Genomic DNA, 26886 nt, shown 5'->3' with positions numbered 1-26886 from the left:
GGCGAACGGACGAATCAGGCCGACGGCGGTCAGGCCATCGGCGGGGTGAACAGGTCCGGCACCTTCGCGGCGGCGGCCGAGTCGAGCAGCCACAGCGTGCGCCGCTGACCGCGTGCACCGGCGGCGGGCAGTTGGGTCTCGCCCGCGCCGGTCAGGGCCATGGCCACGGCAGCGGCCTTCGCCGCACCCGTCGTCATCAGCCACACCTCGCGCGCCGCGCGGATCGCGGGCAGGGTGAGGCTCACCCGCGTCGGCGGCGGCTTGGGGCAGTTGCGCACCGCGACCGCGCTGCGTTCCTGCTCGTGCACCGCGGGGGACTCCGGGAAGATCGAGGCCACGTGCCCCTCCTCCCCGACACCGAGCAGGCACACGTCGAACGACGGCACGGAGCCGTGGTCCTCCGGGCGCGCGGCGGCGGCCAGCACGTCGGCGTACGCCTCGGCGGCGGCCTCCGGGTCGTCACCGAACCGCCCGTCGGACGGCTCCATCACGTGCACCCGCGAAGCCGGCACCGGAACGTGGTCCAGCAGCGCCCCGCGCGCCTGGGTCTCGTTGCGGTCCGGGTGCCCGGCGGGCAGGAACCGCTCGTCGCCCCAGTACAGGTCGACCCGGGTCCAGTCCACCGCGTCACGGGCGGGGGTGGCGCGCAGCTGCTCCAGCACCGCGATGCCGGTCCGCCCGCCGGTCAGCACCAGCGACGCCGACCCGCGCGCGTTCTGCGCGTCCACCAGCCTGGTGACCAGGCGGGCTGCCGTGGCGGCGGCCAGCAGGTCGCCGTCACGGTGCACCACCACCTCGGGACGGCTCACGAACCCGCCTTGGCCTTGGCCGTCTTCGGCGCGGCCTTCGCGGTCTTGCCGTCGGTCTTGCCGTCGGTCTTCGCGCTGACCTTGCCGTCGACCTTGCCGTCGGCCTTCGGGTCCGGTCCGCCGTCGGACTTCGCCCTGGCGGCAGGACCGGAAGCAGGACCGGAAGCAGCGCCGGACGCGGCCTTGGCGGGCTTGCGCGCCGCCGCGGTCGCCTTCGGCGCGGTCCGACCGCGCACGACCTTGCCCAACGACCGCAGCGCCGCCTCGTACACCTCGTCCGGGTCGAGCCGGCGCAGTTCCTCGGCCAGGCAGTCCCGCACCTGACGCCGCTGCAACGCGACCCGCCGCTCCGGCTGGCCGGGCTGCGTCAACGTGCCGACCTTGCCGTCCGGCCGCGACAGCTCGACCAGACCGGACCGGCGCTCCAGCCGCACGTCAACGATGCCCTCGCCGTGGGTGGCCTTCGCCCGCTTCACCGGCACCCGCAGGCACCCGGCGAGCCACGCGGCCAACAGGTCGGTCGACGGCGAGTCGCTCTCCCCGCTCACCTCGGCCTCGGTGACCTTCTCGAACGGCGGCAGGTCGAACGCCGACGCGAGCATCGCCCGCCACAGCGTCAGCCGCGTCCACGCCAGGTCCGTGTCACCCGGCGTGTAGCCGGCCTTGCGGTGCTCCAACGCGCGGATCGGGTTCTTCTCCGCCGCCGCGTCGGTGATCCGGCGCTGCGCGAGCTGCCCGATCGGGTCCTTCGCGGGCACGGCGGGCGCCTCGTTCGGCCACCACGCCACCACCGGGGTGTCCGGCAGCAGCAGCGGCACGACGCACGAAGCGCCCTCGTTGGCCAGTTCGCCGTACAGCCGCAGCACGATGACCTCGGACGCGCCCGCGTCACCGCCGACGCGGATCTGCGCGTCGAGCCGGGGGGCGGCCTTGCGCGCGCCACGCGCCACCACGATCACCCGGCACGGGTGCTCGCGGCTGGCGTCGTTGGCCGCGTCGACGGCCTCCTCGGTCTTGGTGCCGTCGTCGGTCACGATGACCAGCGTCAGCACGCGGCCGAGGGTGACCGCGCCGCCTTCCTCGCGCAGCTGCACGAGCTTGCTGTTGACCTGCGACGTGGTGGTCGAGGGCAGGTCGATGATCACGGACGCCTCCAGTGCCTGCCGGTGCGGGCCAGCATCTCGTCCGCCGACGCCGGTCCCCAGGTGCCTGCCTTGTACTTCTCGGGCGCGCCGTTGGCGCCCCAGTGCTTCAAGACCGGGTCCAGGATCTCCCAGGACAGCTCGACCTCGTCGTTCTTCGGGAACAGCGACGGCTCGCCGAGCAGCACGTCCAGCAGCAGCCGCTCGTAGGCCTCGGGCGACGACTCGGTGAACGCGTGGCCGTAGCCGAAGTCCATCGTGACGTCCCGGACCTCCATGGTGTTGCCGGGCACCTTGGAGCCGAACCTGATGGTCACGCCCTCGTCCGGCTGCACCCGCACCACCAGGGCGTTCTGCCCCAGCTCCTCGGTCGCGGTGTCGTCGAACGGCAGGTGCGGCGCGCGCTTGAACACCACGGCCACCTCGGTGACGCGGCGGCCGAGGCGCTTGCCGGTGCGCAGGTAGAACGGGACACCGGCCCAGCGGCGGGTGTTGATCTCGCACGTGATCGCCGCGTAGGTCTCGGTGGTCGAGTCCTTGGCGAACCCGCCCTCCTCCAGCAGGCCGAGCACCTTCTGCCCGCCCTGCCAGCCACCGGCGTACTGGCCGCGTGCGGTGGTCTCGTCGAACGGCCCGACCGGGCGCGTCGCGGAGAGCACCTTCACCTTCTCCGCGCGCAGGTCGCTCGGCCGGAACGACACCGGCTCCTCCATCGCGGTCAACGCGAGCAGCTGGAGCAGGTGGTTCTGGATCACGTCGCGGGCGGCGCCGATGCCGTCGTAGTAGCCCGCGCGACCGCCGAGGCCGATGTCCTCGGCCATGGTGATCTGCACGTGGTCGACGTAGTTGGCGTTCCAGATGGGCTCGTAGAGCTGGTTCGCGAAGCGCAGCGCCAGGATGTTCTGCACCGTCTCCTTGCCGAGGTAGTGGTCGATGCGGAACACCGACTCCTCGGGGAAGACCTCGTTGACGGTCTTGTTGAGCTGCTTGGCGCTGGCCAGGTCGTGGCCGAACGGCTTCTCGATGACGACCCGGCGCCACTGGCCGGGGCTGTCGCTCGGCGGCGTGGCCAGGCCCGCGCGCTTGAGCTGGTTGACCACCGTGGTGAACGCGCTGGGCGGCACCGACAGGTAGAACGCGTGGTTGCCGCCGGTGCCGCGGTCGCGGTCCAGGTCGGCGAGCGTCGCGGCGAGCGTGTCGAACGCGACGTCGTCGTCGAAGGTGCCCTGCACGAAGCGGATGCCCTCGGCGAGCTGGTCCCAGACCCCCTGCCGGAACGGCGTGCGCGCGTGCTCCTTGACCGCGTCGTGCACGACCTGCATGAAGTCCTGGTCGGCCCAGTCGCGGCGGGCGAAGCCGACGAGCGCGAAGCCCGGCGGCAGCAGGCCGCGGTTGGCCAGGTCGTAGATCGCGGGCATCAGCTTCTTGCGCGACAGGTCACCCGTCACGCCGAAGATCACCAGGCCCGAGGGCCCGGCGATGCGCGGCAGCCGCTTGTCCCGCGGATCGCGCAATGGGTTGCGCTTGGTAGGCGCACTCACGAACCGTCCTCCTGAATTGCCTCGACGAGCTGCGCGAGCCCGGCGACGCGGTCGGTCAGGTGCAGCCGGAGCACCGGGCGACCGTGCTCGGCGAGCACCTGGCCGTCGCCCAGCGCCTGCGCCAGCTGCAACGTGCTGAGGTCGTACGGCCTGCCCGGCACGTCGAGGTGGGTCTCGGACGCGCCGGTCAGCTGGACGTACACGCCGTTCTGGTGACCGCCCTTGTGGTACTGGCCGGTCGAGTGCAGGAAGCGCGGCCCCCACCCGAAGGTGGTCTGCAGGTGCGAACGCTGCGCCAACTCCGGGCGAACGAGGGCGAACGACGCGTCGTCGATCCGGTCCAGGTACGCCTGCACGGACAGGTAGCCGTGCTCCGGCGCGGCGGCGACCAGCGCCACCAGCGCCTCGGCGACCGTCTTCACGTCCGGCGACAGCCAGCCCTCGCTCGGGTAGACCTCGATCGGACCGTCCACGAAGGCCGGTGCGGCGGACGACGCGGCGGGCGAGTCCAACAAGGACCGTGCCGCGTTCTTCGCCGCCTCCACGTCGGGCTGGTCGAACGGGTTGATCTCCAGCACCCGGCCGACGAGCGCGGTCGCGTACTCCCACACCAGGAACTGCGCGCCCAGCGCGCCTTCCACCGCGATGGACGACGAGCCGGTGGCCGGTCCGATCGCGACGGTCGTGGCGTCCGCGCGGGCGTCCACGAAACCGGGCGCGCCCGGACCCTCGACCACCACGGGCAGCAGGCCGGTGCCGTTCTTGCCGGTCGACTCGGCGATCAGCTGCTCGGCCCAGTCACCGAACCCGGAGATGCCGGAACCGGTGTCGGCGAACACGATCTTCTCCGCGCCGTGCGCGTGCGCCACGGCGAACGTCGCGGCCAGCACGACCGCCGGGTTGTCCGGCGAGTCGGCCGACACCAGCGGCGCGGCCGCGGCGGCGTCGTCGAGCAGCGCGCCGATGTCCGCGCCGGCCAAGCCGGACGGCACCAGGCCGAACGCGGTCAGCGCCGAGTACCGGCCGCCCACGTGCGGGTCGGCCAGGAACACCCTGCGGTAGCCCGCTTCCCGCGACGCCGCCTCCAGCGGCGACCCCGGGTCGGTCACCACGACGATCCGCGACGCCGCGTCGATGCCCTCGGCCGCGAACGCCGCCTCGAAGATCCGCCGGTGGCTGTCGGTCTCGACGGTGCCGCCGGACTTCGACGACACCACCAGCACCGTGCGCCGGAGGTCGCCCGCCAGCGCCTCGGCCACCTGGCCGGGGTCGGTGGTGTCCAGCACGACGAGCGGAACGCCCGCCGTGCCGGTGATCACCTCGGGCGCGAGCGACGAGCCGCCCATGCCGGCGAGGACCACGCGGTCCACGCCTTCGGCGAGCAGCTCGTCGCGCAGCGCGGTGATCTCCGCGACCAGCGGGCGGGACGTTTCGTGCAGCGTTGTCCACGCCAGGCGGATCGACGCCTCCGACTCCGCCTCGGGGCCCCACAGCGTGGCGTCCCCGGCGGTGAGCTTGCTCGGCGCCGAATCCCGGACCAGGTCACCGATGACGGTGTCGACCTGGTCCTGGTTCGGTGTGCGGACGATCTCCACGGAGATCACCTCGGTCATGTCTGTACCCGTCCTGATCTGGCCCGGTCCTCAGCCCTTGGCCTGGTTCAGCTGTCCGGTGACCGTGTCCAGCAGTTCGGCCCACGACTTCTCGAACTTGTCGACGCCCTCGGTCTCCAGCACGACGAACACGTCGTCCAGGTCGATGCCGACCTCGACCAGTCCGTCGAAGACCTCCTGCGCCTGGGCCGCACGCCCGGAAACGGTGTCGCCTTCGATCTTGCCGTGATCGGCGACCGCGTGCAGGGTCTTCTCGGGCATCGTGTTGACCGTGTTCGCCACGACCAGCTGATCCACGTACCGGGTGTCGGAGTACTGCGGGTCCTTCACACCCGTGGACGCCCACAGTGGACGCTGCGCGCGGGCGCCGTCGGCGACCAGCGCGTCCCAGCGCTCGCCCTTGAAGGTCTCCTCGTACGCCGCGTAGGCCAGCACCGCGTTCGCGATGGCCGCCTCGCCGCGCAGCCCGGTCGCCGCCGGGGTGTCCAGCGCGTCCAGCCGCTTGTCGATCTCGCTGTCCACACGGGACACGAAGAACGACGCCACGGAGTGGATGGTGCGCAGGTCGTGCCCGTTGGCCTTGGCCTTCTCCAGACCCGCGATGAACGCCTCCATCACGTGCCGGTAGCGCTCGACGGAGAAGATCAGCGTCACGTTCACGCTGATGCCCTCGGCGAGCACCCGGGTGATCGCCGGCAGGCCCTCGACCGTGGCCGGGATCTTCACCAGCAGGTTCGGCCGGTCCACCGTCTTGGCCAGCTCCAGCGCCTCGGCGACGGTGCCCTCGGTGTCGTTCGCGAGCCGCGGGTCGACCTCGATCGACACCCGGCCGTCCACGCCGTCGGTGGCGACGTAGATGTCGCGGAACAGGTCGCACGCGTTGCGCACGTCCGTCGTGGTGATCTCGCGGACCGCCGCGTCGGTGTCGGAGCCGCGCTCGGCCAGCTCGCGGACCTGCTCGTCGTAGGCCGTGCCCTTGGACAGGGCGGCGGCGAAGATCGTCGGGTTCGTGGTCACGCCGACCACGTGCTGGTCGGCGATGAGACCGGCCAGGTTGCCCGTGGTCAGCCGCTCGCGGGACAGGTCGTCCAGCCAGATCGACACGCCCGCGTCACTGAGCGCGGCCAGCGGATTGCTGCTCATCTCGTCAACTCCCCTGAAGTCTGTGGCGATCACTTGGTCCGGGCGAGCGACCGGCGGGCCGCCGCGACGACGTTCTCGGTCGTGAAGCCGAACTCGCGGAACAGGGTCTGGTAGTCCGCCGAGGCGCCGAAGTGCTCGATGGAGACGATCTCGCCCGCGTCGCCCGCGAACCGGTGCCACGGCTGGGCGATGCCCGCCTCGACCACGACGCGCGCCTTCGCCGACGGCGGCAGCACCTGCTCGCGGTAGGACGCGTCCTGCGCGTCGAACCACTCGACGCTGGGCATGGACACCACACGGGTGGCAACGCCCTCGGCCTCGAGGACCTTCCGGGCCTCGACCGCGATCTGCAGCTCCGAGCCGGTGGCGATGAGGATCAGCTCCGGCTCGCCGTCGCCCTCCAGCACGTAGCCGCCGCGCGCGACGCCCTCGGTGGCCTTCTCTTTGGTGCCTTCGAGCACCGGCACGTTCTGCCGGGTCAGCGCGATGCCCGCCGGACCGGTCGGGTTCTCGATGACCGCGCGCCACGCGGCGGCCGTCTCGTTCGCGTCACCGGGGCGCAGCACGGTCAGGCCCGGGATCGCGCGCAGCGCGGCCAGGTGCTCGATCGGCTGGTGCGTCGGGCCGTCCTCGCCGAGTCCGATGGAGTCGTGCGTCCACACGTAGGTGACCGCGGACTTCATCAGCGCCGCCAGCCGGACCGCCGGGCGCATGTAGTCGCTGAACACGAGGAACGTGCCGCCGTACGGGCGGGTCGGGCCGTGCAGCGCGATGCCGTTGAGGATCGAGCCCATGGCGTGCTCGCGGACGCCGAAGTGCAGCGTGCGGCCGTACGGGTTGGCCGACCACATCTTGGTGGAGATCGACTCCGGGCCGAACGAGTCGGAGCCCTTCATCGTGGTGAGGTTCGACTCGGCGAGGTCGGCCGAGCCGCCCCACAGCTCGGGCAGCACGTCGCGCAGCGCGTTCAGCACCTCGCCGGAGGCCTTGCGGGTGGCGACGCCCTTCGCGTCCGGCTCCCACGACGGCAGCGCCTCGGCCCAGCCCTCGGGCAGGCCGCGCACGACCAGGCGGTCCAGCAGCGCCTTGCGCTCCGGGTTCGCCTCGGCCCACGCGTCGAACGACTTCTGCCACTCGGACTTGGCGGCCTCGCCGCGCTTGATCACCGAGCGGGTGTGCTCCAGCACCTCGTCGGCGACCTCGAACGTCTGCTCCGGGTCGAAGCCGAGGATGCGCTTGACCTCGGCGACCTCGTCCGCGCCCAGGGCCGCGCCGTGCGCCGCACCGGTGTTCTGCTTGTTCGGCGCCGGGTAGCCGATGATCGTGCGCAGCAGGATGAACGACGGGCGCTCGGTCTCCGCCTTGGCGTTCTCCAGCGCCTCCAGGATGCCCGCGACGTTCTCGCCGCCCTCGACGACCTGCACGTGCCAGCCGTAGGCCTCGTAGCGCTTCGCGGTGTCCTCGGACAGCGCGATCGTCGTGTCGTCCTCGATGGAGATCTTGTTGTCGTCGTAGACGACGGTCAGGTTGCCCAGCTTCTGGGTGCCCGCCAGCGACGACGCCTCGGACGTCACGCCCTCCTCGATGTCGCCGTCGGAGGCGATCACGAAGATGTGGTGGTCGAACGGGCTCGCGCCGAGCGGGGCGTCCGGGTCGAACAGGCCGCGCTCGCGGCGCGCGCCCATCGCCATGCCGACGGCGGAGGCCAGGCCCTGGCCCAGCGGGCCGGTGGTGATCTCCACGCCGTTGGTGTGCCGGTGCTCGGGGTGGCCGGGGGTCTGGGAACCCCACGTGCGCAGCGCCTTGAGGTCGTCCAGCTCCAGGCCGTAGCCGTTGAGGAACAGCTGGACGTAGAGGGTCAGGCTCGAGTGGCCCGCGCTGAGCACGAACCGGTCGCGGCCGATCCAGTCGGCGTCGGCCGGATCGTGACGCATCACACGCTGGAACAGCGTGTAGGCGAGCGGCGCCAGGCTCATGGCGGTGCCGGGGTGACCATTGCCGACCTTCTGCACGGCGTCCGCCGCGAGGATCCGCGCGGTGTCCACCGCGCGCTTGTCGAGGTCGGTCCAGTCTTCGGGCAGATGGGCTTCGGTCAACCGGGCGATGTCATCGGTGACGGACACTGACTTCCAGCTCCAAACTCACTAGGCGGCGGTGTGACGGCTGGCGGTTGAACTTAATCGATCCCGTCAGGCCCGATCCGCGGCTCCCAAGGTCCGCCGGCCAGCCTAGTCCGGCGAGTGGACGGACGTGCTACCCGTGCTCTGTGGGTGTACGCACAGGTGTGGTCGGTGCGTTCAGGGAGTACCCGAACGGGCTGCTGGGAGAACGCGCGGTTACGATCGGTTCATTCCCTGGACCTGACGAGGAGCGCGACGCCATGAGTGCCGTCACCGAGGCTCCGGCGCGGTCGCCCCGACAGGTCGTCGGCGCGTACGTGGCGCTGACCAAGCCCCGGGTGATCGAGCTGCTGCTGATCACCACCATCCCGGCGATGCTCCTGGCCGCCCGCGGCCTGCCGCCGCTGTGGCTGATCGCGTGCACCCTGGCGGGCGGCACGCTGGCGGCGGGCTCGGCGAACGCGCTGAACTGCTACGTCGACGCCGACATCGACTCGGTCATGAAGCGCACCGGCGCCCGGCCGCTGGCCCGCAACACCATCCCGCCGCGCAACGCGCTGATCTTCGGCGTGGTGCTCGGGGTGGTGTCGTTCGCGTTCCTGTGGTTGACCACGAACCTGATCTCGGCCGTGTTCGCGGTGGCCACGATCCTGTTCTACATCTTCGTCTACACCCTGGTGCTCAAGCGCCGGACCTCGCAGAACATCATCTGGGGCGGGATGGCCGGCTGCATGCCGGTCATCATCGGCTGGTCGTCGGTGACCGGCACGGTGGCGTGGCCCGCGCTGGTGATGTTCGGCGTGATCTTCTTCTGGACGCCGCCGCACACGTGGGCGCTCGCGATGAAGTTCAAGGAGGACTACGCGCGGGCCGGTGTGCCGATGCTGCCGGTGGTGGCCACGGCGCAGCAGGTCACCCGTCAGATCGTCATCTACTCGTGGATCACGGTCGTGTGCACGCTGCTGCTGGCGCCGGTGACGTCGTGGATCTACGTCGCCGTGGCGGCGCTGTCGGGCGTGTGGTTCGCGGTGTTCGCCCACCGGCTGCACGGGGTCGTGCGGCGCGGCGGGTCGACGAACACCATGAAGTTCTTCCACATGTCGAACCTGTACCTGATGCTGGTGTTCTGCGGCCTGGCCGTGGACGCGGTGATCGGCCTCCCGGTCCTGGGCTGGCCGTTCTAGGGCGGTCACGACACCGTTCTAGGGTGGTTACGACACGGCGGACAGCAGCTCGGTGACGCTCGGGTCGTCCAGCGACTCCACGATGCACGACCACAGCTCCAGGTTCGCCGTCGCCCACCGCGAGTAGGTGGCCGCCGCCTCCGGGTCGTAGAAGTAGTACCCGTCGTCGTGCTTGTCCCGCTGCTCACCGACGATCTTGTGCGCCAGCTCCTTGAGCGTGATGCCGTTCTCTTCGAGGTACTTGGGCGCGAGCACCACCGGCGTCACCGGCAGCGCCTTGAACAGGGTGTCCGCGTCGGACAGGGCCTGCGCCTCCCGCGAGATGTCGCGGTGGCGGGTGCGCATCTCGGCCTCTTCGACCACCGCGTCCACCCGCGCCGCGACCTCGTCCGGCACGCCGGCGCGCGCCAGGATGTCCAGCCGCAACCGCCTGCCGTCCACGGGCAGCGAGTTGCGCCGGACCATGTAGTTGACGTCGTGGACCAGGGCGGCCACCTCGACCAGCGACTCGTCCGAACCGTTCCGCCGGGCGAAGTGGACGGCCTTGTCCCGCACGAAGCTGACGTGGTGCCAGCCGTGGAACTGCAGTTTCGCGGCGAGGTCGCGGCACAGCCGCCACACCTCGCACTCCACCTCGGAGATCGCCTGCGCCGTGACAGTCGTGACAGTACTCATTGGACCCTCCCGTGCCGGGTGGGCCGATGGTAGGCGCGCGCGGTGATCCTTGGCGCTGGTTACAGGTTGTTCGTCAGGTCCTCCAACCTCGCCTCGACCGGCACGTGCCGGTGGCTGGTCCGGGTGTCGGGGTCGTAGCTCAGGCTCCACGGGCTGACCGCGCGCGACTTGACCAGGAACGTCATGGTGTCGTCCGCCGCCTTCGGGATGCGGTGGAACTCGTGCGCCAGCATGGTCCCCGAGGTGCCCTCGCGGGCCTCGGCGCTGCGCAGCAGGGAGGTGGACAGGATCGCCCGACCGTCGTCCGCCACGTCCGCGGTGAAGCGTTCGTGCAGGTAGGAGCCCGACAGGATGATGGTGCAGAAGTGGTAGCGGTGGTTGTGGATCGAGTCGGCGTAGCCCGGCCGCCAGTCACGCTGCGGCTTGTACTCGTGCAGCCAGAACGTGAACGGCTCGGCCGGCTCGTCCCGCAGGCACCACGCGAAGTGGGTCGTCGTCTCGCGGGATCTGGCCACCACGCGCATCTCGTCCTGCGGTGAGAGGGAGCGCAGGTGCCCGCGCAGCCTCTCCCGCAGGCCGGGTCGACCCGCCCACTCCTGGAAACGCCTTTCGACGTGTCCCCAGCGGTCGACGACAGGGGGGTCGGCCACGGCGATGAGCGTGGCGAGCTCCGCGAGGGCGGAGAACCCGGTGAACTCGGTCAGCACGACTTATCAGCTCCCCAGCTGAGCGGAGGCGGAGAATTCTTTGCGGAATCGGTGGAACTTCTCCTCGAGCGACCGGAACCCCTCCTCGGTGAGCGGGGTCCCGGTGATCTTCTCGAACAGGGCGAGGAAGTCTGCCCGACTGGTGCCCGGTGTGATGAGAACGTGTAGCCCTGCCTTGGAATTGCTGATGCGCAGGAACTCGGCGCGTTCCATCCCGTAGATGAACGAGCCGTCCGAGAACCGCACCGTGCGCGGGTAGAGCCGGAGCACGCCCGCGGTGGTGTTGCTGTAGAGGGTGAGCCACACGCTGTCGTCGAACAGCTCCAGCCGGTCCAGCGGCGGGTCGGACACGATCGTCAGGTCGATCCGCGAGCAGCGGCCGCGGGCCAGGAACAGGCCCACCAGGCCGATGGAGATCTGCTCGCGCAGCTTCGCCACGATCGAGTCGTAATCGCCGTCCGCGCCTTCGTTGCGCAGCAGGTACCGCGCCCGCCCGCTGATCGCGTCACCGTCCCGGGGGTCGGCCAGGACGGCTTTGAGCTCGCACTCCGACTGGGACAGCAGCAGTCGGCAGGCCACGTAGCGGCCCGCGAAGCCGCGGAACACGTACAGCCGGGTGCGTTCCAGGTCCTGCATCATGACCTGGTTCAACGCCGGGTCGGGCTTGGCGGTCGGCTCGAAGACGTGAGTGGGGAAGAACTCGCGGTCGAGCGACCGGTACTCGGCGGTGAGGTCGCGCAGCGCCTTGCGGCTCTCCTCGACGACCGGCGTGATCAACGCCCGTTGCGCGGCCGAGCTGGTGATCAACGTCTGCCCGAACCCGACCACCGCCGAGATCAGGGTTCCGGTGCCCACCGACGTCAGGAACGTGCGGAGAGCGCCTTGATCCATTGTGCTGGAAATGGCCAGACTGCCGCCGGAAGTGACGACTAGGGTCAGCAGTAGCAGACCTGTTCTGGTCCAGAACAATTCCTGTAACAGGTTGCTGCGGACGCCGTTCGGCTCCGCGGACACGATGTCACCTCCTTGGAGGGCACTCGAACGGACGAATGCTCTCGGTATCCGATCAAGTGCGCGGAGTTACTGTACGCGCGAGTGCGCAACGGCGGAAGCGGTAATTAGTGGCACATTCAAGGACAATTCAATGATCGACAGCAGCACACCGTGATCGGCGTTGGGCCTGCGGTGGGGCCTGCGGCGGCGTGCCCGGGGGTGAACCCTAAGCTCGGCAACCATGCGTACTGTCGGCCGTACGGCCCTGGCTCTCGTATCCCTGTTGTCCGCCGGTCTGGCGCTGACCGCGTGCACCGCTAGCGACCGGCCGTCCACCCTGACCAACACCCCGTCCGCGACCGCCGCCCAGCCGGAGGCGCAGCCCACCGAGGCCGAGCTGCCCGAGCCGAGCGGTCCGCCGTGCGAGGTGTCCCAGTACCAGGTGGGCGGCGCGGCGGGGGAGAAGCCGACGATCACCGTCCCGACCGGCTGCACGCCGCAGGACGGCCTGGTCGTCAAGGACATCACCGAGGGCACCGGTCCGGAGATCAAGCAGGGCTCCAACGCCGAGATGCACTACGTGCTGGCGACGTTCCGCGACCAGCGCACCCGTGAGGCGTCCTGGGACAGCGGCGACGCGTTCCCGCTGCAGAACATCGGCCAGGCCCAGGTCATCCAGGGCTGGAACGAGGGGCTGATCGGCATGAAGGAAGGCGGGCGCAGGCTGCTCGTCGTGCCGTCGGACAAGGGCTACCCGAACGGTCAGGGCGACATCCAGCCCGGCGAGACGCTGATCTTCGTGGTCGACGCGGTCAAGGTCGAGGGCTGAGCCGGACCCGTCGCAACGGGAGGGCGGCCCCCACGTGGGGGCCGCCCTCCCGTTCGTTCCGAGACCTGATCAGGGGATGAGCAGCAGCTTGCCGGTGGTGCGGCGGCCCTCCAGGTCCTCGTGCGCCCGCCGCGCCTCGGCCAACGGGTAGCGCCCGCCGATCCGCACGGTCAGCGAACCGTCCGCGACGGCCGCGAACAGCTCACCCGCCCGCCACTCCAGCTCCTCGCGGGTGGCCACGTGCGGGCCGAGCGACGGCCGGGTCAGGTACACCGAGCCCGCCTGGTTGAGCCGCATCGGGTCGAACGGCGGCACCGCACCGCTCGACGCGCCGAACAGCGCCAGCACGCCGCGCGGCTTCAGGCTGGCCAGGCTCCCGTCGAACGTCGTCCTGCCCACGCCGTCGTACACCGCCGCGACACCCACGCCGTCGGTCAGCTTCCGCACCTCGGGCGCGAAATCCGTGAGGTCGTAGCGGATCACCTCGTCCGCGCCCGCCTCCCGGGCCAGCGCCTCCTTCGCCTCGGTGGACACCGTGCCGATCACCCGCGCGCCGCGCGCCTTGGCCAGCTGCACCAGCAGCAGCCCCACGCCACCCGCGGCGGCGTGCACGAGCACCGTGTCGTCCTTCTGCACCGGGTACGTGGACGTGACCAGGTAGTGCGCGGTGAGGCCCTGGAGCAGCAGCGCTCCCGCCGTGTCGTCGTCCACGCCCTCCGGCACCGGCACCGCGTCCTTGGCGGCCACCACGGTCTGTTCCGCGTAGCTGCCGAGGGCCTGCGACCAGGCCACCCGGTCGCCCACCGCGAACCCGGTGACGTCCGCGCCCACCGCGCTCACCCGGCCGGTGCCCTCCAGGCCCAGCCCGAACGGAAGGGGCAGCGGGTAGCGGCCCTCGCGGTGGTAGCAGTCGATGAAGTTCACCCCGGCCGCGGCCACGTCCACCAGCAACTCGCCGGCTCCCGGTGACTTCGGCTCCACGTCGGTGAACTCCAACGCGTCCGGTCCGCCGGTCGCGCGCACCACCACTGCCTTGGGCATCTGTCGTCCTCCTAGAAATGTCCGTACGTCAGTACGCCAACCGCCGCGACGGCCCGCATGTTCCGCGTCTCACCTGCCGAGAGCGACCCGCCTGGCCAACCCCAGCGGCAACGCCCCCGCGCCGGCGATGGTGTCGTGGAACTCCCGCAACGAGCCCGTGTACTCGGACCGGATGCGCTCGATCTCCAACGCGCCGGTCAGGTACGACGGCGCCTGCGTCGGCCACGCGCAGTACCGGCTGACCTCGCCGGTCGCCGTGCCGGGCGTCAGCGACGCCTTGGTCGTCATGAACTCCTCGGCCTCCTCGGCGCCCATGTCGCCGCAGTGCAGCGCGGTGTCCACGATCATGCGCGCCGCGCGGAACAGCCGCGCCTCGACGTGCGCCAGTTCCCGGGCGCGTGCCGTGGCCGCGTCGCCGACCACCTCGGCGCTGAAGTAGCCGTGCTCGCGCAGCAGCTTCTCCGCGTACAGCGCCCAGCCCTCGGAGAAGTACGGGGTGCGGAACACCTTGCGCACCGGCCGGTTCTGCGCGGCCAGCCACGACAGGTGCCAGTGGTGGCCGGGGTACGCCTCGTGCACCGCGATCCCGACCAGCTGGGCGCGGGAGTTCGTGCGCAGCCGCTGGGCGGTCTGCTCGGCGGTGAACCCGTCCGGCGGGAACGGCACGAAGAAGTGCCCCGTCCGCTGGTCGGTCAACGGCGGCGGCGACATGTAGGACGCCACCGCGAGGACCGGGCGCTGGAACGTGGGCGAGGGCACCACCCGGCACTCCTCGCCCTCGGCGAACGTCACCAGGTCGTGCTCCACCAGGAACGCCCGCGCGCGCCGCGTCGCCGCCTCGTACTCGGCGCGCATCGCCTCCGGCGTCGGCGGGTGGTCGTCCTGGAACGAGGCCATCACCGCGTGCCAGTCGTCGGACCCGGCCAGCTCGCGCATCTCGGCGTCCAGCTCGGCGTAGGCGGCCTTGCCGCGCTCGTGCAGCTCGGCGGCGCCGTAACCCAGCACCTCCTGGTCGCGCAGCAGCGTCGAGTACAGCTCCTCGCCCATCCGCCAGTCGCCCGCGGCACGTCCGGCGAACTCGTCCAGGAACGCCGCGAACTCGTCGAACGCCCGCGCGGCGGATTCGGCGGCCTCGGCCAGCTCCGCGCGCAGTGCCGGGTCGGACACCTCGGCGGGCAGCGTGGACGTGAGGAACGCCCGTCCCGTCCTGGCCTGGTCGGCGGCACGCCGCACGATCTTCGGCGAGGCGAGCTCCGGGTCCAGGTTGGCGCGGCCCGCGGCCAGCACGCCGGGCACCTCGGCCAGCCGCTTCACCACGCTCGCGACCAGCTCCGGCTCCGGCCGCAGCCGGTTGAGGAACGCGCTGAACAACGGGTACAGCACCGCGCCGGTGTAGACCGACGGGTCACGCCGCCAGGAGGGCCACGTGGCCGAGGCCCGCACACCGCGCAGCACGGCGACGACGAGATCCCGGTCCACCGATCCCTGCAGGTCGTCGGTCTCGATCACGGTGAAGCGGTCGAGCCACGCGCCCGCGTCGCGTTCGTACTCGGTCAACGCGGGCGCGCTGAAATCACCGAGGGTGTGGTCGTGGGCGAGTGAGCCGAGCATCGCGGCTTTGCCGGGACTGCGGTCGAAGTGCCAGCTCAGGAACTGTTCGACCAGGTGGGTGAGGCTGGTGGTTTCGGTCACGACCACGCAAGCTACCCCGGCGGTTCGGCCGATCGGACGTCGGCGCAAATCCCGTTGGGCTTTGCCCGTTGACGCTTTAAGTTCTCACCTCGGCAGAGGGAGAAGATCGTGAAGCACAACAACCCGGAATTCGCCGAGATCGCCCGGCGCGCCACGATCCTGCGCACGCAGGTGGGGTCGGGCCTGCACGGCACCGCCATCGAGGGCACCGACGACCGCGACGAGATGGGCATGTGCGTCGAGCCGCCCGAGTTCGTCATCGGGCTGCGCCGCTTCGAGCAGTACATCTACCGCAGCGCCGAGGAGCGCACGGGCGTGCAGAACACCCCGTCCGGGCCCGGTGATCTCGATCTGGTCGTGTACTCGCTGCGCAAGTGGCTGCGCCTGGCGCTGCAGGGCAACCCGACCGTGCTGCTGCCGCTGTTCGCGCCCGAGCACGAGATCGTGTCGATCACCCCGCTGGGGCGTGAGCTGCGCGACAACGCGGACATGATCGTGTCCCGGCTGGCCGGGCGGCGGTTCATCGGGTACCTGCACAGCCAGCGCAGGCGCATGGTGGACGGCACCGTCGCCAAGCGCGTCAACCGGCCCGAGCTGGTGGCGCGGCACGGGTTCGACTCGAAGTACGCGTCGCACATGGTGCGGCTGGGCGTGCAGGGCGTCGAGCTGCTGGAGACCGGGCGGATCACGTTGCCGATGCCCGAGCCGTGGCTGACGTGGATCCGCGACCTGCGCCAGGGGCGGCACACGCAGCAGGAGGCGCTGGACGCGGCGGAGGGGTTGGAGGCGCGGTTGGAGGAGTTGACCGCGGGTTCCGCGCTGCCCGAGCGGCCCGACCACGCGCGTGCCGACAAGTGGCTGGTCGAGGCCTACGAGTCGGTGTGGGCGGCGTCGTGAGTGCTACGTCGTGAGTCCTACGTCGTGAGTGCGGTCACGTGCGCGGAAGTTACCGACAGGTTCTAGTCTGGCCGACGTGGCAGAGGACAAGAAGATCGCTCGCGCGGTGAAGACGGCGTCGGCGTTCGTGGCCGCGCACGGCAAGCCGGCCCGCGCGGTCGTGCAGAACGTCGGGCGGGCCGGCGCGCGGGTCGTGCTGGTCGGTGACGACGGCGCCATGGGTGACGTGGTGCTGCCGGACGTGGCGTCGGCGGAGGCGTTGGTCGAGGCGGTCGCGGACCTGGAGTCGCACGAGTGGGACCGCGAGACCACGGCCGCGGTGAAGATCGGTCCGGCGCACCGGCGCAAGATGGCGGGCCGGTGAAGGTCGTCTTCGCCACCTGCGCGTCGTGGCCCACCGGTGACGGTGACGACGACGCGTTGCTGGACGCCCTCGCCGACGTCGGCGTGCACGCGTCGTGGGCGGAGTGGGGCACGCCGGTCGAGACCGACCTGGTGGTGCTGCGGTCCACGTGGGACTACCCCGAGCGGCTGCCGGAGTTCCTGGCGTGGTGCGACACCGAGCCCGCGCTGGTGAACCCGGCGTCGGTCGTGCGGTGGAACACCGACAAGACGTACCTGGTGGAGCTGGCGGAAGCCGGCGTGCCGGTGGTGCCGACGGCGGTGGCGGAGCCGGGGTTCACCGACTGGCCGGACGGCGAGTTCGTGGTGAAGCCGACCGTGGGCGCCGGTTCGCGTGGCGCGCTGCGCGTCGCCGCCGGTGATCACGAGGCCGCCGCCGCGCACCTGGCCACGCTGGACGTGCCCGCGCTCGTGCAGCCGTACCAGGCGAACGTGGACTCGGTCGGCGAGACGGCCGTGGTGTTCCTCGGCGGGCAGTACTCGCACGCGTTCACCAAGGGCGCCATGCTCTCGCCGGACGCGGAGTACGACGAGTCCGGGCTCTACATCGTGGAACGCCTGTCCGGCGCCTCGCCGTCCGCTGACCAGCGCCGCGTCGCCGAGGACGTGATGGACGCGGCGGCGGCGCTGACCGGCCTGTGCCGCAACGACTTCCTGTACGCGCGGGTGGACCTGATCCCCGCCGCCGACGGCACGCCGTTGCTGCTGGAGCTGGAGTTGGTCGAGCCGTCACTGGGCTTCCGCCAGACCGACGCCACCGCACCCCTCCGGTTCGCCTCGGCGGTCCGGACGGCACTCGCCCGGCGGTAAGTTCCGCGAACACGCCGAACGCCGGAGCCAAATGCTCCGGCGTTCGGCGTTCTTCCGTGAAAGCGTTACCGCGGAAGGTGTTACTTCAGGCCCGACCCGATGCCGGTCAGCGACCGGACCTCCATCTCGGCCTGCTTGACCGGGTCCGACTTCTCCTTGCTCAGGATCGTGCCGAGGTAGCCGCACAGGAACGAGAACGGGATCGAGACCAGGCCCGGGTTGCCCAGCGGGAACCAGGCGAAGTCCACGTCGGAGAAGATCGACGTCTTCGTGCCGGACACGGCGGGGGAGAAGGTGATCAGCACGATGCAGGACCCGAGCCCGCCGTACACCGCCCACAGCGTCCCCGGTGTGTTGAACCGCTTCCAGAACATCGAGTAGATGATCGTGGACAGGTTCGCCGACGCCGCCAGCGCGAACGCCAGCGCCACCAGGAACGCCACGTTCTGCCCGTTCGCCGCGATACCGCCGCCGATCGCCAGCAGACCGACGACCACCGCCGTCAACCGGGCGACCTTCACCTCCGACCGCGGATCCGCCTGACCGCGCTTGATCACGTTCGCGTACACGTCGTGCGCGAACGACGCCGACGCGGTCAACGTCAGACCGGCCACCACCGCCAGGATCGTCGCGAACGCCACCGCGCTCACCACGCCCAGCAGCACCGCGCCGCCGATCTCGTACGCCAGCAGCGGCGCGGCGGAGTTCTCGCCGCCGGGCGCCGACGCGATCTCCTTCGAGCCGACCAGCGCCAGCGCGCCGAAGCCGATCACCAGCGTGCACAGGTAGAACGTGGCCATCATCCACGTCGCCCACACCACCGAACGGCGCGCCTCGCGGGCGTTCGGCACGGTGTAGAACCGCATCAGCACGTGCGGCAGCGACGCCGTGCCCAGCACCAGGGCCAGCGCCAGCGAGATGAAGTCCAGCCGGCTGGTCGGCGTGCCGCCGTACCGGGCGCCGGGCTCCAGCACCTCCGGCCCGAGCGGCGTGTTCCGCGACGCCGTCTCCAGGATCGCGGACAGGCTGAAGCCGAACTTGCCGAGCAGGAACACCGTCATCAGGGTCACGCACATGATCAGCAGCACGGCCTTGATGATCTGCACCCACGTGGTGCCCTTCATGCCGCCCACCAGCACGTACAGCACCATGACGATGCCCACGACGGCGATGATGACCGCCTGGCCGACCTTGCTGTGCACGTCCAGCAGCAGCGCCATCAACGCGCCCGCGCCCGCCATCTGCGCGATCATGTAGAACAGCGAGATCACCAGGGTCACGTTCGCCGCCGCGGCGCGCACCGGGCGCTGCCGCATCCGGAACGCGAGCACGTCGCCGAGGGTGAACCGGCCGGTGTTGCGCAGCCGCTCCGAGATGATCATCAGGCCGAGCAGCCAGGACACCACCCAGCCGATGGAGTACAGGAACCCGTCGTACCCGTTGACCGCGATGCTGCCGGAGATGCCGAGGAACGACGCGGCGGACAGGAAGTCGCCCGACAGCGCGATGCCGTTCTGCGGTCCGGTGAAGCTGCTGCCCGCGGCGTAGTAGTCGGACGCGGTGGCGTTGCGGCTGCCCGCCCGGTACACGATGAAGAGGGTGATCAACACGAAGACGCCGAAGACGCCCAGGTTGATCGCGGTGTTGCCGCCCATCAGGCCTGGTCCTCCGCGGTGAGCGAGCGGACGGCGTCGACCTGCGGGTCGAGCTTGCGCCGCGCGTAGCGGGCGTAGGCCAGGGTCAGCGCGATCGTCGACGCGAACTGCAGCAACCCGAACAGCAGACCGATGTTGAGCACGCCGTACACCGGCGTGCCCATGAAGTCCGGCGCGTACGCCGACAGCGCGACGTACCCCAGGTACCACAGCAGGAAGCCGCACGTGGCGGGCACAACGAAGATCGTGATCCGCCTGCGCAGCTCCAGGAAGTCGGGGCTCGCCTGGAGCGCGACGAAGTCCGGATCGCCCGCTTCGTCGACCAACAGGGACGTCCCCGGGTCGTCGAACGTGGCGAAGCCTCGCCCGCCGCGTGCGGGTCTCGAATCCGTCGGAGGCAGGATCGCCTTCGTCATCAATCCTCCACGGGGATCTGCCTTGCCACGCACGCGGATGCGCGGGCCGCCGGCGAGCGCTTAGCGTAACCGCGCTCGGCCACCAGTCAACGACACGTTCTGCGAGGACGGCGTAGGCGCTGCCCGATCGGTACCGAGCGCACACGTCTCAATTGGCTTCGGGTGTACTTCGGGCCGTCACGCTGCGCCGATCGGATGAGGACCGACTGCAAGGTCGTTGTCCCAGGCCACTTCACCACCTACGATCGCGCAGCAACATCCACGCTCGTCGTCACTCAGCGTCGGCGCGTTCAACTCGAAACAACTACGGACCTCCCGGGGCTTGTCTGGTGACTGGCGACAACAACGCGCGTGTGCAGTGGTGGAGCGCCGTCGCGGACTGGCGGAACTGGCGCCTGCCGATCAAGCTCGCCGCCGTGCTGGCGGTGCCGGTGCTCGTCGCCGTCGGCGCGGGCGTGGTGCAGATCCGCGGCTACGTCAAGAGCGCCGACACCTACGGCTCGATGCAGCGCATCGTGACGCTGCGCGCCGGTCTCGACCCGTTGATCGCGGGCGTGCAGGCCGAACGCGCGCGGTCGGCGCAGCGGGCCGACGACGCGGGCGTCGCCCCGGACGACTTCCGTGACCTGGTCCGCGCCACCGACACCGCCGCCGCCGGCGTGCGGAACCTGATGGAGCGCACCACGACCCTCGGCGAGGTCGCCAACGCCCGGTTCCGGGACGTCAACGTCCAGCTCGACGGCCTGCCCCAGCTGCGCGAACGCGTGCTGTCCGGCAGCGTCGACCTGGCGGGCGGCATCGGCGGCTACAGCGTGGTGCTGCGCGCGCTCCTCGACTTCGACCAGGCCATGGTCGGCGACTTCGGCGACCCGGCGCTGTCCGGCACCGCGACCGCGCTGCACAACCTCGCCATGGCGGGCGAGCAGGTGTCCTTGCAGCACGCCACGGTCCTCGCGGGCATCAGCCGCGGCCGGCTCCTCGACACCGAGCGGACGGTGCTGGCGCAGTCCTACACCCGCGAGCAGGACAAGCTGGCCGACTTCTCCGCCGTCGCCACCCCGCAGCAGCAGGCCGAGTACCGCAGCACCGTCGCGGGCCAGGAGGTCGACCTCCGCAACAGCCTGTTCCAGCTGGTCCGCAGCGATCCCGACGCCGTCCGCACGCAGGTGAAGAGCGATGCCTGGAACAGCGGCTCGGAGGCGACCGGCAAGCAGCTCGGCGTCGTGATGAGGTCGCTGGAGGGCCAGCTGACCGCCGCCGCCGGCCGGTTGCAGGACACCACCAGCGACCGGGCGGGCGCCGCCGCGGTGATCCTGCTGGCGTCGATGTTCGCCGCCGGCGCGATCGGCTTCGTCATCGGCAACTACCTGCTGCGGTCCCTGCGCGTGCTGCGCACCGCCGCGCTGGACGTGGCCGAGCACCGCCTGCCCGCCCTGGTGGCGCAGCTGCGGGAGAACGCCGCGCACGACGTCACCGTGAAGCCCGTGCCCGTGCACACCAGGGAGGAGCTGGGCCAGCTGGCGCGCGCGTTCGACGCGGTGCACCGGCAGGCGGTCAGCTCCGCCGCCGAGCAGGCCGACCTGCGCACCGGCATGCGCAACGCGTTCATCAACCTGTCCCGCCGCAGCCAGGGCCTCGTGGAGCGGCAGCTCAAGCTCATGGAGGAGCTGGAGCGGCAGGAGGAGAACCCCGAGCAGCTGGCGAACCTGTTCAAGCTGGACAACCTCGCCACCCGGATGCGCCGCAACAACGAGAACCTGATGGTGCTGTCCGGCAGCGACGTGGCCCGCCGCTTCACCCGCCCGGTGCCGCTGGGCGACGTGCTGCGCGCCGCCGCGTCCGAGATCGAGCAGTACCAGCGGGTCGTCGTGCAGACCACACCGTCGGTCGAGGTCGTCGGCTACGCCGCGGGCGACCTGGTCCGGCTGGTCGCCGAACTGCTGGACAACGCGACCACGTTCTCGCCGCCGCGCACCCAGGTGATCGTCGGCGGACGGCCGCGGCCGGGCGGTGGCGTGCTGGTCGACGTGGTCGACGCCGGCGTCGGCATGTCGGAGGAGGACCTGGCGCAGGCCAACCGCCGGATCACGCTGGCCGCGTCGGAGGAGTCCGGCGAACTGCCGGTGTCCCGCCAGCTCGGCCTGTACGTGGTGGGTCGCCTCGCCGGGCGGCACGGCATCGAAGTGGTGCTGCGCGAACAGGGCGACGGGCTGCGCGCGGTCGTGGCGCTGCCCGCCGAGCTGGTGCGCGCGACGGGACCGCTGTCGAACCGGGCGGTGGCCGCGCAGGCGCACGTCCCCGCGCTCCCGCAGGCCATGCCCCAGTCCGCCGGCTCGCAGCCGTTCCTGCCGTCGACCGGGCCGCAGCCGTTCCTGCCGTCCACCGGACCGCAGCCGGTCCTGCCGCAATCCTCGAAGCCACAGTCGACCCAACCCCACACCAACGGCTGGCACCCGGGCTCGCCACAACCGGTCCTGCCGCCGGCCGTGCCGCTGAAGGACGACGGGTGGGCGCCGTTCCGCGGCCGCACCGTCGACGAACCACCGTCCGCACCGGCGCCCGCGCCGAGGCGGCCGAGCTCGACATGGTTCGGTGGCGGAACACCGCCGTCGGGACCGGCGGAAGTGGCGCGGCACCGTGCCGCGGACATCCACGCGCGCGGGGAGGCGCCCGTGAACGACAATCCGACCGAGCTGCCGAAACGGCAGCCGCGGACCAATCTGGTGGCCGAACGGCCGAGTGAACCCGATGCGGTGGCACCCGTCCGGAGGGATCCGCAGGCAACACGCGGGTTCCTCGCCAGTTACCAGTCCGGACTCCGGCAAGGTGTGCGCGGATCCGGTGAAAACGGAGCGGGGCAGGAGAACGGATGAGCACGCAGAAGTCGCGACAGGTCGACCAGTTCGGTTGGCTGGTGGGCAATTTCGCCGATCGCGTGCCCGGGGTGGCCCACGCGGTGGTGATCTCCGTGGACGGGCTGCTGTTGACCGCGTCGAGCGGTCTGCCGGACGACCGGGCCGACCAGTTGGCCGCGATCGCGGCGGGGGTGGCGAGCCTGACCGAGTCGGCGGCGCGCTGCTTCGACGGCGGGGGCGTGCTGCGCTCGGTGATCGAGATGCAGTACGGGATCATGTTGCTGATGTCGATCCGGGACGGCTCCTGCCTGGCCGTGCTGGCCTCGCCGGACGCCGACGTCGGCCAGGTCGCCTACGAGATGACCGTGGTCGTGGACCAGGTGGGTCAGCTCCTGACACCCGAGCTGCGCGCCCAGATCCACGGCGCCAAGCGGATGATGGCACGCCCTTCTGCGTGAGGTGGTCATGGACCGGAACGAGGAGCCCGCAGCGTCCGACGAGACGTTCGCCGCTCTGCTCAACGGGTTCAGCCTCGACTCCTCCCGCCGCCGCAAGCAGGACAGGCAGGAGAGGCCGAAGCCCGAGCAACCCACTGCGACCGGGGACACCAAGCCGCACCGCCCGGTGTTCGACGACGAGGACGAGTTCGAGTACCCGCGCGAGGAGGCGGCGTCGATCGTCCGCGCCTACTCGTGGACGGGCGGCCGCACCACGTCGTCGTTCCAGTTGGAGATCGAGACGCTGGTGTCGGCCGTCGAGTGGGACTACCCGGGAGGCATGAAGGCCGAGTACCACGAGGTGATCGCGCTGGTCGGCAGGCCGCGGTCGGTGGCGGAGATCGCCGCGCTGCTGCGGCTGCCGCTGGGCGTGGCCAAGGTCCTGCTCGGCGACATGGCCGAGCGCGGCCTGATCGACGTCCACCGCACTGCGACGACCGACGGCGAACAGCCGGACCTGGGCCTCATGGAACGCGTCCTGGCCGGCCTCCGCCGCCTCTGACCGGCGAGCCGAACGCGCGTCGCCTTTGCACGAAGATCAGCACCCGACCTACTATGGCTTCAGTATCGACCGAAGCATCGGCCGGACGAGCCCAGGGGGTCGGATGAGCGTCGGACGGGAAACGCGGCTGTCGGCGTGGATCGAGCGGTTCGCGGCGCACTTCGCCGAGGAGGGCATCCCGCTGATCGGCGGCCGCATCCTCGGCTACCTGCTGGTGTGCCAGCCGACCGAGCGCACCGCCGCCGAGCTGTCGCAGGAGCTGGAGGCCAGCAGCGGCTCCATCAGCACGAACCTGAAGTTCCTGGTCAACGCGGGCCTGGTGACGAAGCGGACCCGGCGCGGGCGGCAGGCGGCGCAGTACCGGATCGACGAGAAGCGGTGGGTCGACCTGATCCAGCGCAAGCTGGACGCGCTGGTGAGCGTGCGCGAGCTGACCGAGTCCGGGATGCGGCTGATGAGCGGTGACCCGGAGCGCGCCATGCGGCTGCGCACCGTGGACGACCTCTACACCTGGCTGGCGACCGAACTGCCCGCCGTCTGGGAGCGCAGGCCCTCCTCCTCCAGGTGAGGCCGGTGCGGCCGTTCGCGGGTCGACACCCACAGGGCGGCGGTGGCGACGACCACTGCGCCCGCGCCCAGCACGTGCAGCGAGACCAGCACCTCCGGCACACCGGTCCAGTACTGGACCAAGCCCAGCGTGCCCTGCGCGAGCACCACGGCCACCAGCGCGTAGTACGGCCGGCGGGGCACGGGGTGGCCGCGCAACGCGAAGCCGAGCGCGATCAGCATCCCCAGGAACAGGAACAGCAGGTCCGCGTGCACCTGGGACAGCGTGTCCACCGGGACGTCCAGGCGCGGGGTGGCCGCGTCGCCGGCGTGCGGCCCGGCGGCGGTGACGAACGTGCCGGCCATCAGCAGCAGCCCCAAGGTCACCGCCTGCACGACCTGGAGCCGCAGCAACGCCTTCGGCACGCGCGGCCGGGCGGGTTCGTCGCCCTCGCCGAGCGCGGCGACCAGCAGCACGGCGAACCAGACCAGCCCCATCGACACCAGGAAGTGGACGCTGACCGTCCACCACAGCAGGCCGGTGAGCACGGTGAAGCCGCCGATCACGGCCTGGACCACGACGCCGCCGAACTGCACCAGCGCCAGCACCAGGACCCGCTTGCGGCGCGGCCGGTTGAACCAGGCCGCGAGGACGCACAGGCCGGCGATGACGCCGACCACGCCGGTGAGGGTGCGGTTGCCGAACTCGACCCACTGGTGCAGTGACGCCACCTCGGGGTGTTCGACGGGCACGAGGCTGCCTTCGAAGCACTGCGGCCAGGTGGGGCAGCCGAGGCCCGATCCGGTCACCCGCACGATCGACCCGGTGACCGCGATGCCGCCTTGGGCGATCACGACGGCGATGGCGAACGTGCGCTGGAACGTGCTCAGGAAGGTGGTGAGCCAGGATGGGGCGGACACGACCCGATGGTAGGTACCACTCCCTGAGACCCGCCCGCCGGGGTCGGCCGAGCTTCGTCGGCCGAGCTTCGTCGGCCGAGCTTCGTCGGCCGAGCTTTGTCAGCCGAGCTTCGTCGTCCGGGTGGCCAGCGCGCCGGCGACCACACCCCAGACCACCAACACGGCGACGTGTCCGAGGCTCGGTGCGGCGCCGTCGACCACGGCGTCGTGCAGGGCCAGTGCCAGCGCGGCCGACGGCAGGGCGTCGACGACGGTGGCGAGCCACGTCGGCAGGCTGTCCGCGCCGAGCGCGACGCCGCCGATGAGCAGCAGCACGAACCACACGATGTTCGCCAGCGCGAGCACGATCTCCGCCCGCAGCGCCCCGCCGAGCAGCACGCCCAGCGCCCCGAACGACAGGGTGCCGAGCACGATCAGCACGAACGCCCACAGCACGCCGGTCACGGACGGTAGCTGCCAGCCCATGAACAGGGCGGTGACGCCGATGATCAGGACCTGCACGGCGACCACGGCCAGTGCCGCCGCGACCCGTCCGGCGACGAGCAGCCAGCGGGGCAGCGCGGTCGCGGCGAGGCGTTTGAGGACGCCGTAGCGCCGGTCGAAGCCCAGCGCAATCGCTTGCCCCGTGAACGCGGACGAGATCACCGCCAGCGCGAGGATGCGCGCCGTGGCCGAGCCGACACGGGGTTCGGGCACCGGGATGACGTCCATGAGGCTCATCACGACCAGCAGCGCCACCGGGATGAGCACGGTCAGCAGGATCTGCTCGCCGTTGCGCAGCGTGAGCACGGTCTCGGTGCGGGCCTGCGCGAGCAGCATCCGACCGAGGCTGCCCCGGCCGGGCGCGGGGGTGAAGGTGCCCGGCCTGAAGGTTCCGGTGCCGAAGCTCCCGCCGGAGCTCCCGGCGCCGAAGTGTGGTTCCGTCACGAGCGCAGCTCCCTGCCGGTCAGCTCGAGGAACACGTCTTCCAGGCTCCGCTTGGCCACGGTCAGCTCCTCGGCCAGCACGCCCTGCTGGGCGCACCACGAGGTGACGGTGGAGAGGACCTGCGGGTCGATGTGGCCCTGCACGAGGTAGGTGCCCCTGCTCGCTTCGCGCACCTGCATGCCCTCCGGCAGGGCGTCGCGCAGCAGCGTCAGCTCCAGGCCGGGGCGGGCGCGGAAGCGGAGCTGCCGGTCGTCGGCGTGGTGCGCGGTCAGCTCGACGGGGCTGCCCTGCGCCACGACGCGGCCGGCGTCGACGATGACGACGTGGTCGGCGAGGGCTTCGGCCTCGTCCATCAGGTGGGTGGTGAGGAGCACGGTGACGCCGTCCGCGCGCAGCGCCGACACCAGTTCCCACACCAGGCGACGGGCCTGGGGGTCCATGCCGGCGGTCGGTTCGTCCAGGAACACCAGCTCAGGGCGTCCGACCAGGGCGCAGGCCAGCGACAGGCGTTGCTGCTGTCCGCCGGACAGCCGCTTGTACGGGGTGCGCACCGACGACGACAGCCCGAGCACGTCCAGCAGCCACGCGGGGTCGAGGGGGTTGGCGGCGCAGGCGGCGACGAGCCGCAGCATCTCGTCCGCCCGCACGCCGGGGTAACCGCCGCCGCCCTGCGGCATCACGCCGATCCGGGGGCGCAGCTTGTCGCCGTCGCGCCGGGGGTCGAGCCCGAGGACGCGGACCACACCGCCGTCGGCCGCCCGGAATCCCTCGCACACTTCGACGGTCGTCGTTTTCCCGGCGCCGTTCGGGCCGAGGAGTGCGAGAACCGTGCCGGTTTCCAGGGTGAGGTCGAGTCCGTTCACCGCGACGGTCGAGCCGTAGCGCTTGACCAGCCCCGACACTTCCACGGCAGGGTGCTGGGGGTGCGGGCTCACGACGCGGAAGCCTAAGGCGTGGCGCACCCACCCC

The 26886-nt window shown here is 71.1% G+C and carries 25 protein-coding genes; 9 read left to right on the top strand and 16 right to left on the bottom strand.

Going from position 1 to position 26886, the window contains the following annotated elements; translation table 11 throughout:
• Nucleotides 1-29: 29 nt before the first annotated feature.
• The 6 genes from pgl to tkt are packed head-to-tail and all read right to left on the bottom strand — an operon-like array spanning nucleotide 30 to nucleotide 8371.
• A complete protein-coding gene (gene pgl, locus FM051_RS39710) occupies nucleotides 30-809 on the bottom strand; it encodes a 6-phosphogluconolactonase (protein WP_158852286.1) in 780 nt (259 codons plus the stop codon).
• Nucleotides 806-1954 carry a glucose-6-phosphate dehydrogenase assembly protein OpcA gene (gene opcA / locus FM051_RS39705; RefSeq protein WP_158852285.1) on the bottom strand — a complete coding sequence of 383 codons (1149 nt, stop codon included), beginning with the start codon at nucleotides 1952-1954 and terminating at the stop codon, nucleotides 806-808. Before opcA ends, pgl begins: the two co-directional genes overlap by 4 nt.
• Nucleotides 1951-3492 carry a glucose-6-phosphate dehydrogenase gene (gene zwf, locus FM051_RS39700; protein ID WP_158852284.1) on the bottom strand — a complete coding sequence of 514 codons (1542 nt, stop codon included), beginning with the start codon at nucleotides 3490-3492 and terminating at the stop codon, nucleotides 1951-1953. Before zwf ends, opcA begins: the two co-directional genes overlap by 4 nt.
• Complete coding sequence (locus FM051_RS39695; protein WP_158852283.1) at nucleotides 3489-5105, bottom strand: glucose-6-phosphate isomerase; 1617 nt, start codon at nucleotides 5103-5105, stop codon at nucleotides 3489-3491. Before FM051_RS39695 ends, zwf begins: the two co-directional genes overlap by 4 nt.
• 30 nt (nucleotides 5106-5135) lie before the next feature.
• Nucleotides 5136-6248: a transaldolase gene (gene tal, locus FM051_RS39690; protein ID WP_158852282.1), complete on the bottom strand. Its 1113-nt coding sequence runs from the start codon at nucleotides 6246-6248 to the stop codon at nucleotides 5136-5138.
• A 29-nt stretch (nucleotides 6249-6277) separates the two neighbouring features.
• Entirely contained in the window at nucleotides 6278-8371 is a 2094-nt protein-coding gene (gene tkt / locus FM051_RS39685) for a transketolase (protein ID WP_158852281.1), read from the bottom strand.
• Nucleotides 8372-8628: 257 nt separating this feature from the next.
• Here tkt and FM051_RS39680 point away from each other — a divergent pair, with 257 nt between their 5' ends.
• Nucleotides 8629-9552, top strand: a complete 924-nt coding sequence (locus FM051_RS39680) for a heme o synthase (protein ID WP_158852280.1) — start codon at nucleotides 8629-8631, stop codon at nucleotides 9550-9552.
• A 27-nt stretch (nucleotides 9553-9579) separates the two neighbouring features.
• On the opposite strand, the gene FM051_RS39675 is transcribed toward FM051_RS39680, so the two are convergent.
• The 3 genes from FM051_RS39675 to FM051_RS39665 are packed head-to-tail and all read right to left on the bottom strand — an operon-like array spanning nucleotide 9580 to nucleotide 11948.
• On the bottom strand, nucleotides 9580-10227 hold the full coding sequence (locus FM051_RS39675) for an HD domain-containing protein (protein WP_158852279.1): 648 nt from the start codon (nucleotides 10225-10227) through the stop codon (nucleotides 9580-9582).
• 59 nt (nucleotides 10228-10286) lie between these two features.
• Nucleotides 10287-10934, bottom strand: coding sequence for a hypothetical protein (locus FM051_RS39670; RefSeq protein WP_158852278.1), 648 nt, complete (start codon nucleotides 10932-10934; stop codon nucleotides 10287-10289).
• A gap of 6 nt (nucleotides 10935-10940) precedes the next feature.
• Nucleotides 10941-11948: a hypothetical protein gene (locus tag FM051_RS39665; protein ID WP_158852277.1), complete on the bottom strand. Its 1008-nt coding sequence runs from the start codon at nucleotides 11946-11948 to the stop codon at nucleotides 10941-10943.
• A gap of 220 nt (nucleotides 11949-12168) precedes the next feature.
• Between FM051_RS39665 and FM051_RS39660 the strand changes: the two genes are divergently transcribed.
• Nucleotides 12169-12756 carry an FKBP-type peptidyl-prolyl cis-trans isomerase gene (locus tag FM051_RS39660; protein WP_158852276.1) on the top strand — a complete coding sequence of 196 codons (588 nt, stop codon included), beginning with the start codon at nucleotides 12169-12171 and terminating at the stop codon, nucleotides 12754-12756.
• A 69-nt stretch (nucleotides 12757-12825) separates the two neighbouring features.
• Here the strand turns inward: FM051_RS39660 and FM051_RS39655 are convergent, their stop codons facing one another.
• Entirely contained in the window at nucleotides 12826-13797 is a 972-nt protein-coding gene (locus tag FM051_RS39655) for a quinone oxidoreductase family protein (protein WP_158852275.1), read from the bottom strand.
• Between the two features lie 69 nt (nucleotides 13798-13866).
• Nucleotides 13867-15489: a DUF885 domain-containing protein gene (locus FM051_RS39650; RefSeq protein WP_238412978.1), complete on the bottom strand. Its 1623-nt coding sequence runs from the start codon at nucleotides 15487-15489 to the stop codon at nucleotides 13867-13869.
• Nucleotides 15490-15597: 108 nt separating this feature from the next.
• On the opposite strand from FM051_RS39650, the gene FM051_RS39645 reads away from it, so the two are divergent.
• The 3 genes from FM051_RS39645 to FM051_RS39635 all read left to right on the top strand — a co-directional run bounded on the left by FM051_RS39645 (nucleotide 15598) and on the right by FM051_RS39635 (nucleotide 17598).
• Entirely contained in the window at nucleotides 15598-16386 is a 789-nt protein-coding gene (locus FM051_RS39645) for a nucleotidyltransferase domain-containing protein (protein WP_158852274.1), read from the top strand.
• A 76-nt stretch (nucleotides 16387-16462) separates the two neighbouring features.
• Nucleotides 16463-16750 carry a hypothetical protein gene (locus FM051_RS39640; RefSeq protein ID WP_158852273.1) on the top strand — a complete coding sequence of 96 codons (288 nt, stop codon included), beginning with the start codon at nucleotides 16463-16465 and terminating at the stop codon, nucleotides 16748-16750.
• On the top strand, nucleotides 16747-17598 hold the full coding sequence (locus tag FM051_RS39635; RefSeq protein ID WP_158852272.1) for an ATP-grasp domain-containing protein: 852 nt from the start codon (nucleotides 16747-16749) through the stop codon (nucleotides 17596-17598). Before FM051_RS39640 ends, FM051_RS39635 begins: the two co-directional genes overlap by 4 nt.
• An 80-nt stretch (nucleotides 17599-17678) precedes the next feature.
• On the opposite strand, the gene FM051_RS39630 is transcribed toward FM051_RS39635, so the two are convergent.
• Nucleotides 17679-19253, bottom strand: coding sequence for a solute symporter family protein (locus FM051_RS39630; RefSeq protein WP_158852271.1), 1575 nt, complete (start codon nucleotides 19251-19253; stop codon nucleotides 17679-17681).
• Nucleotides 19253-19669 (bottom strand): DUF485 domain-containing protein, encoded by a 417-nt coding sequence (locus FM051_RS39625; protein WP_158852270.1) that lies wholly within the window; start codon nucleotides 19667-19669, stop codon nucleotides 19253-19255. Before FM051_RS39625 ends, FM051_RS39630 begins: the two co-directional genes overlap by 1 nt.
• Before the next feature lie 329 nt (nucleotides 19670-19998).
• On the opposite strand from FM051_RS39625, the gene FM051_RS39620 reads away from it, so the two are divergent.
• The 4 genes from FM051_RS39620 (at nucleotide 19999) to FM051_RS39605 (ending at nucleotide 24091) form a co-directional block, all read left to right on the top strand.
• Nucleotides 19999-22542, top strand: a complete 2544-nt coding sequence (locus FM051_RS39620) for a nitrate- and nitrite sensing domain-containing protein (protein WP_158852269.1) — start codon at nucleotides 19999-20001, stop codon at nucleotides 22540-22542.
• Nucleotides 22539-22982, top strand: a complete 444-nt coding sequence (locus FM051_RS39615; protein ID WP_158852268.1) for a roadblock/LC7 domain-containing protein — start codon at nucleotides 22539-22541, stop codon at nucleotides 22980-22982. Before FM051_RS39620 ends, FM051_RS39615 begins: the two co-directional genes overlap by 4 nt.
• A gap of 7 nt (nucleotides 22983-22989) precedes the next feature.
• Nucleotides 22990-23523 (top strand): DUF742 domain-containing protein, encoded by a 534-nt coding sequence (locus tag FM051_RS39610; protein ID WP_158852267.1) that lies wholly within the window; start codon nucleotides 22990-22992, stop codon nucleotides 23521-23523.
• A gap of 103 nt (nucleotides 23524-23626) precedes the next feature.
• Complete coding sequence (locus tag FM051_RS39605; RefSeq protein ID WP_033440768.1) at nucleotides 23627-24091, top strand: GbsR/MarR family transcriptional regulator; 465 nt, start codon at nucleotides 23627-23629, stop codon at nucleotides 24089-24091.
• On the opposite strand, the gene FM051_RS39600 is transcribed toward FM051_RS39605, so the two are convergent.
• From FM051_RS39600 to FM051_RS39590, 3 genes are all read right to left on the bottom strand, one after another.
• Nucleotides 24028-24990, bottom strand: a complete 963-nt coding sequence (locus FM051_RS39600; protein ID WP_158852266.1) for a COX15/CtaA family protein — start codon at nucleotides 24988-24990, stop codon at nucleotides 24028-24030. The genes FM051_RS39605 and FM051_RS39600 overlap by 64 nt on opposite strands.
• Nucleotides 24991-25089: 99 nt before the next feature.
• On the bottom strand, nucleotides 25090-25809 hold the full coding sequence (locus FM051_RS39595) for an ABC transporter permease (RefSeq protein WP_158852322.1): 720 nt from the start codon (nucleotides 25807-25809) through the stop codon (nucleotides 25090-25092).
• Nucleotides 25810-25913: 104 nt separating this feature from the next.
• Nucleotides 25914-26852, bottom strand: coding sequence for an ABC transporter ATP-binding protein (locus tag FM051_RS39590; protein ID WP_238412977.1), 939 nt, complete (start codon nucleotides 26850-26852; stop codon nucleotides 25914-25916).
• Nucleotides 26853-26886: the final 34 nt, after the last annotated feature.

Source organism: Saccharothrix deserti, from assembly GCF_009769385.1.
GTDB classification, from domain to species: domain Bacteria; phylum Actinomycetota; class Actinomycetes; order Mycobacteriales; family Pseudonocardiaceae; genus Actinosynnema; species Actinosynnema deserti.
Note: the sequence above shows the minus strand (reverse complement) of the source record. Positions and strands in the feature narration are given on the sequence as shown.

Excerpts from the sequence above, each read along its gene's own strand:
- FM051_RS39695 (WP_158852283.1), bottom strand. The coding sequence starts at position 5,105 with ATGACCGAGGTGATCTCCGTGGAGATCGTCCGCACACCGAACCAGGAC.
- tal (WP_158852282.1), bottom strand. The coding sequence starts at position 6,248 with ATGAGCAGCAATCCGCTGGCCGCGCTCAGTGACGCGGGCGTGTCGATC.
- FM051_RS39680 (WP_158852280.1), top strand. The coding sequence starts at position 8,629 with ATGAGTGCCGTCACCGAGGCTCCGGCGCGGTCGCCCCGACAGGTCGTC.
- FM051_RS39675 (WP_158852279.1), bottom strand. The coding sequence starts at position 10,227 with ATGAGTACTGTCACGACTGTCACGGCGCAGGCGATCTCCGAGGTGGAG.
- FM051_RS39660 (WP_158852276.1), top strand. The coding sequence starts at position 12,169 with ATGCGTACTGTCGGCCGTACGGCCCTGGCTCTCGTATCCCTGTTGTCC.
- FM051_RS39655 (WP_158852275.1), bottom strand. The coding sequence starts at position 13,797 with ATGCCCAAGGCAGTGGTGGTGCGCGCGACCGGCGGACCGGACGCGTTG.
- FM051_RS39630 (WP_158852271.1), bottom strand. The coding sequence starts at position 19,253 with ATGGGCGGCAACACCGCGATCAACCTGGGCGTCTTCGGCGTCTTCGTG.
- FM051_RS39625 (WP_158852270.1), bottom strand. The coding sequence starts at position 19,669 with ATGACGAAGGCGATCCTGCCTCCGACGGATTCGAGACCCGCACGCGGC.
- FM051_RS39615 (WP_158852268.1), top strand. The coding sequence starts at position 22,539 with ATGAGCACGCAGAAGTCGCGACAGGTCGACCAGTTCGGTTGGCTGGTG.
- FM051_RS39610 (WP_158852267.1), top strand. The coding sequence starts at position 22,990 with ATGGACCGGAACGAGGAGCCCGCAGCGTCCGACGAGACGTTCGCCGCT.
- FM051_RS39605 (WP_033440768.1), top strand. The coding sequence starts at position 23,627 with ATGAGCGTCGGACGGGAAACGCGGCTGTCGGCGTGGATCGAGCGGTTC.
- FM051_RS39595 (WP_158852322.1), bottom strand. The coding sequence starts at position 25,809 with ATGCTGCTCGCGCAGGCCCGCACCGAGACCGTGCTCACGCTGCGCAAC.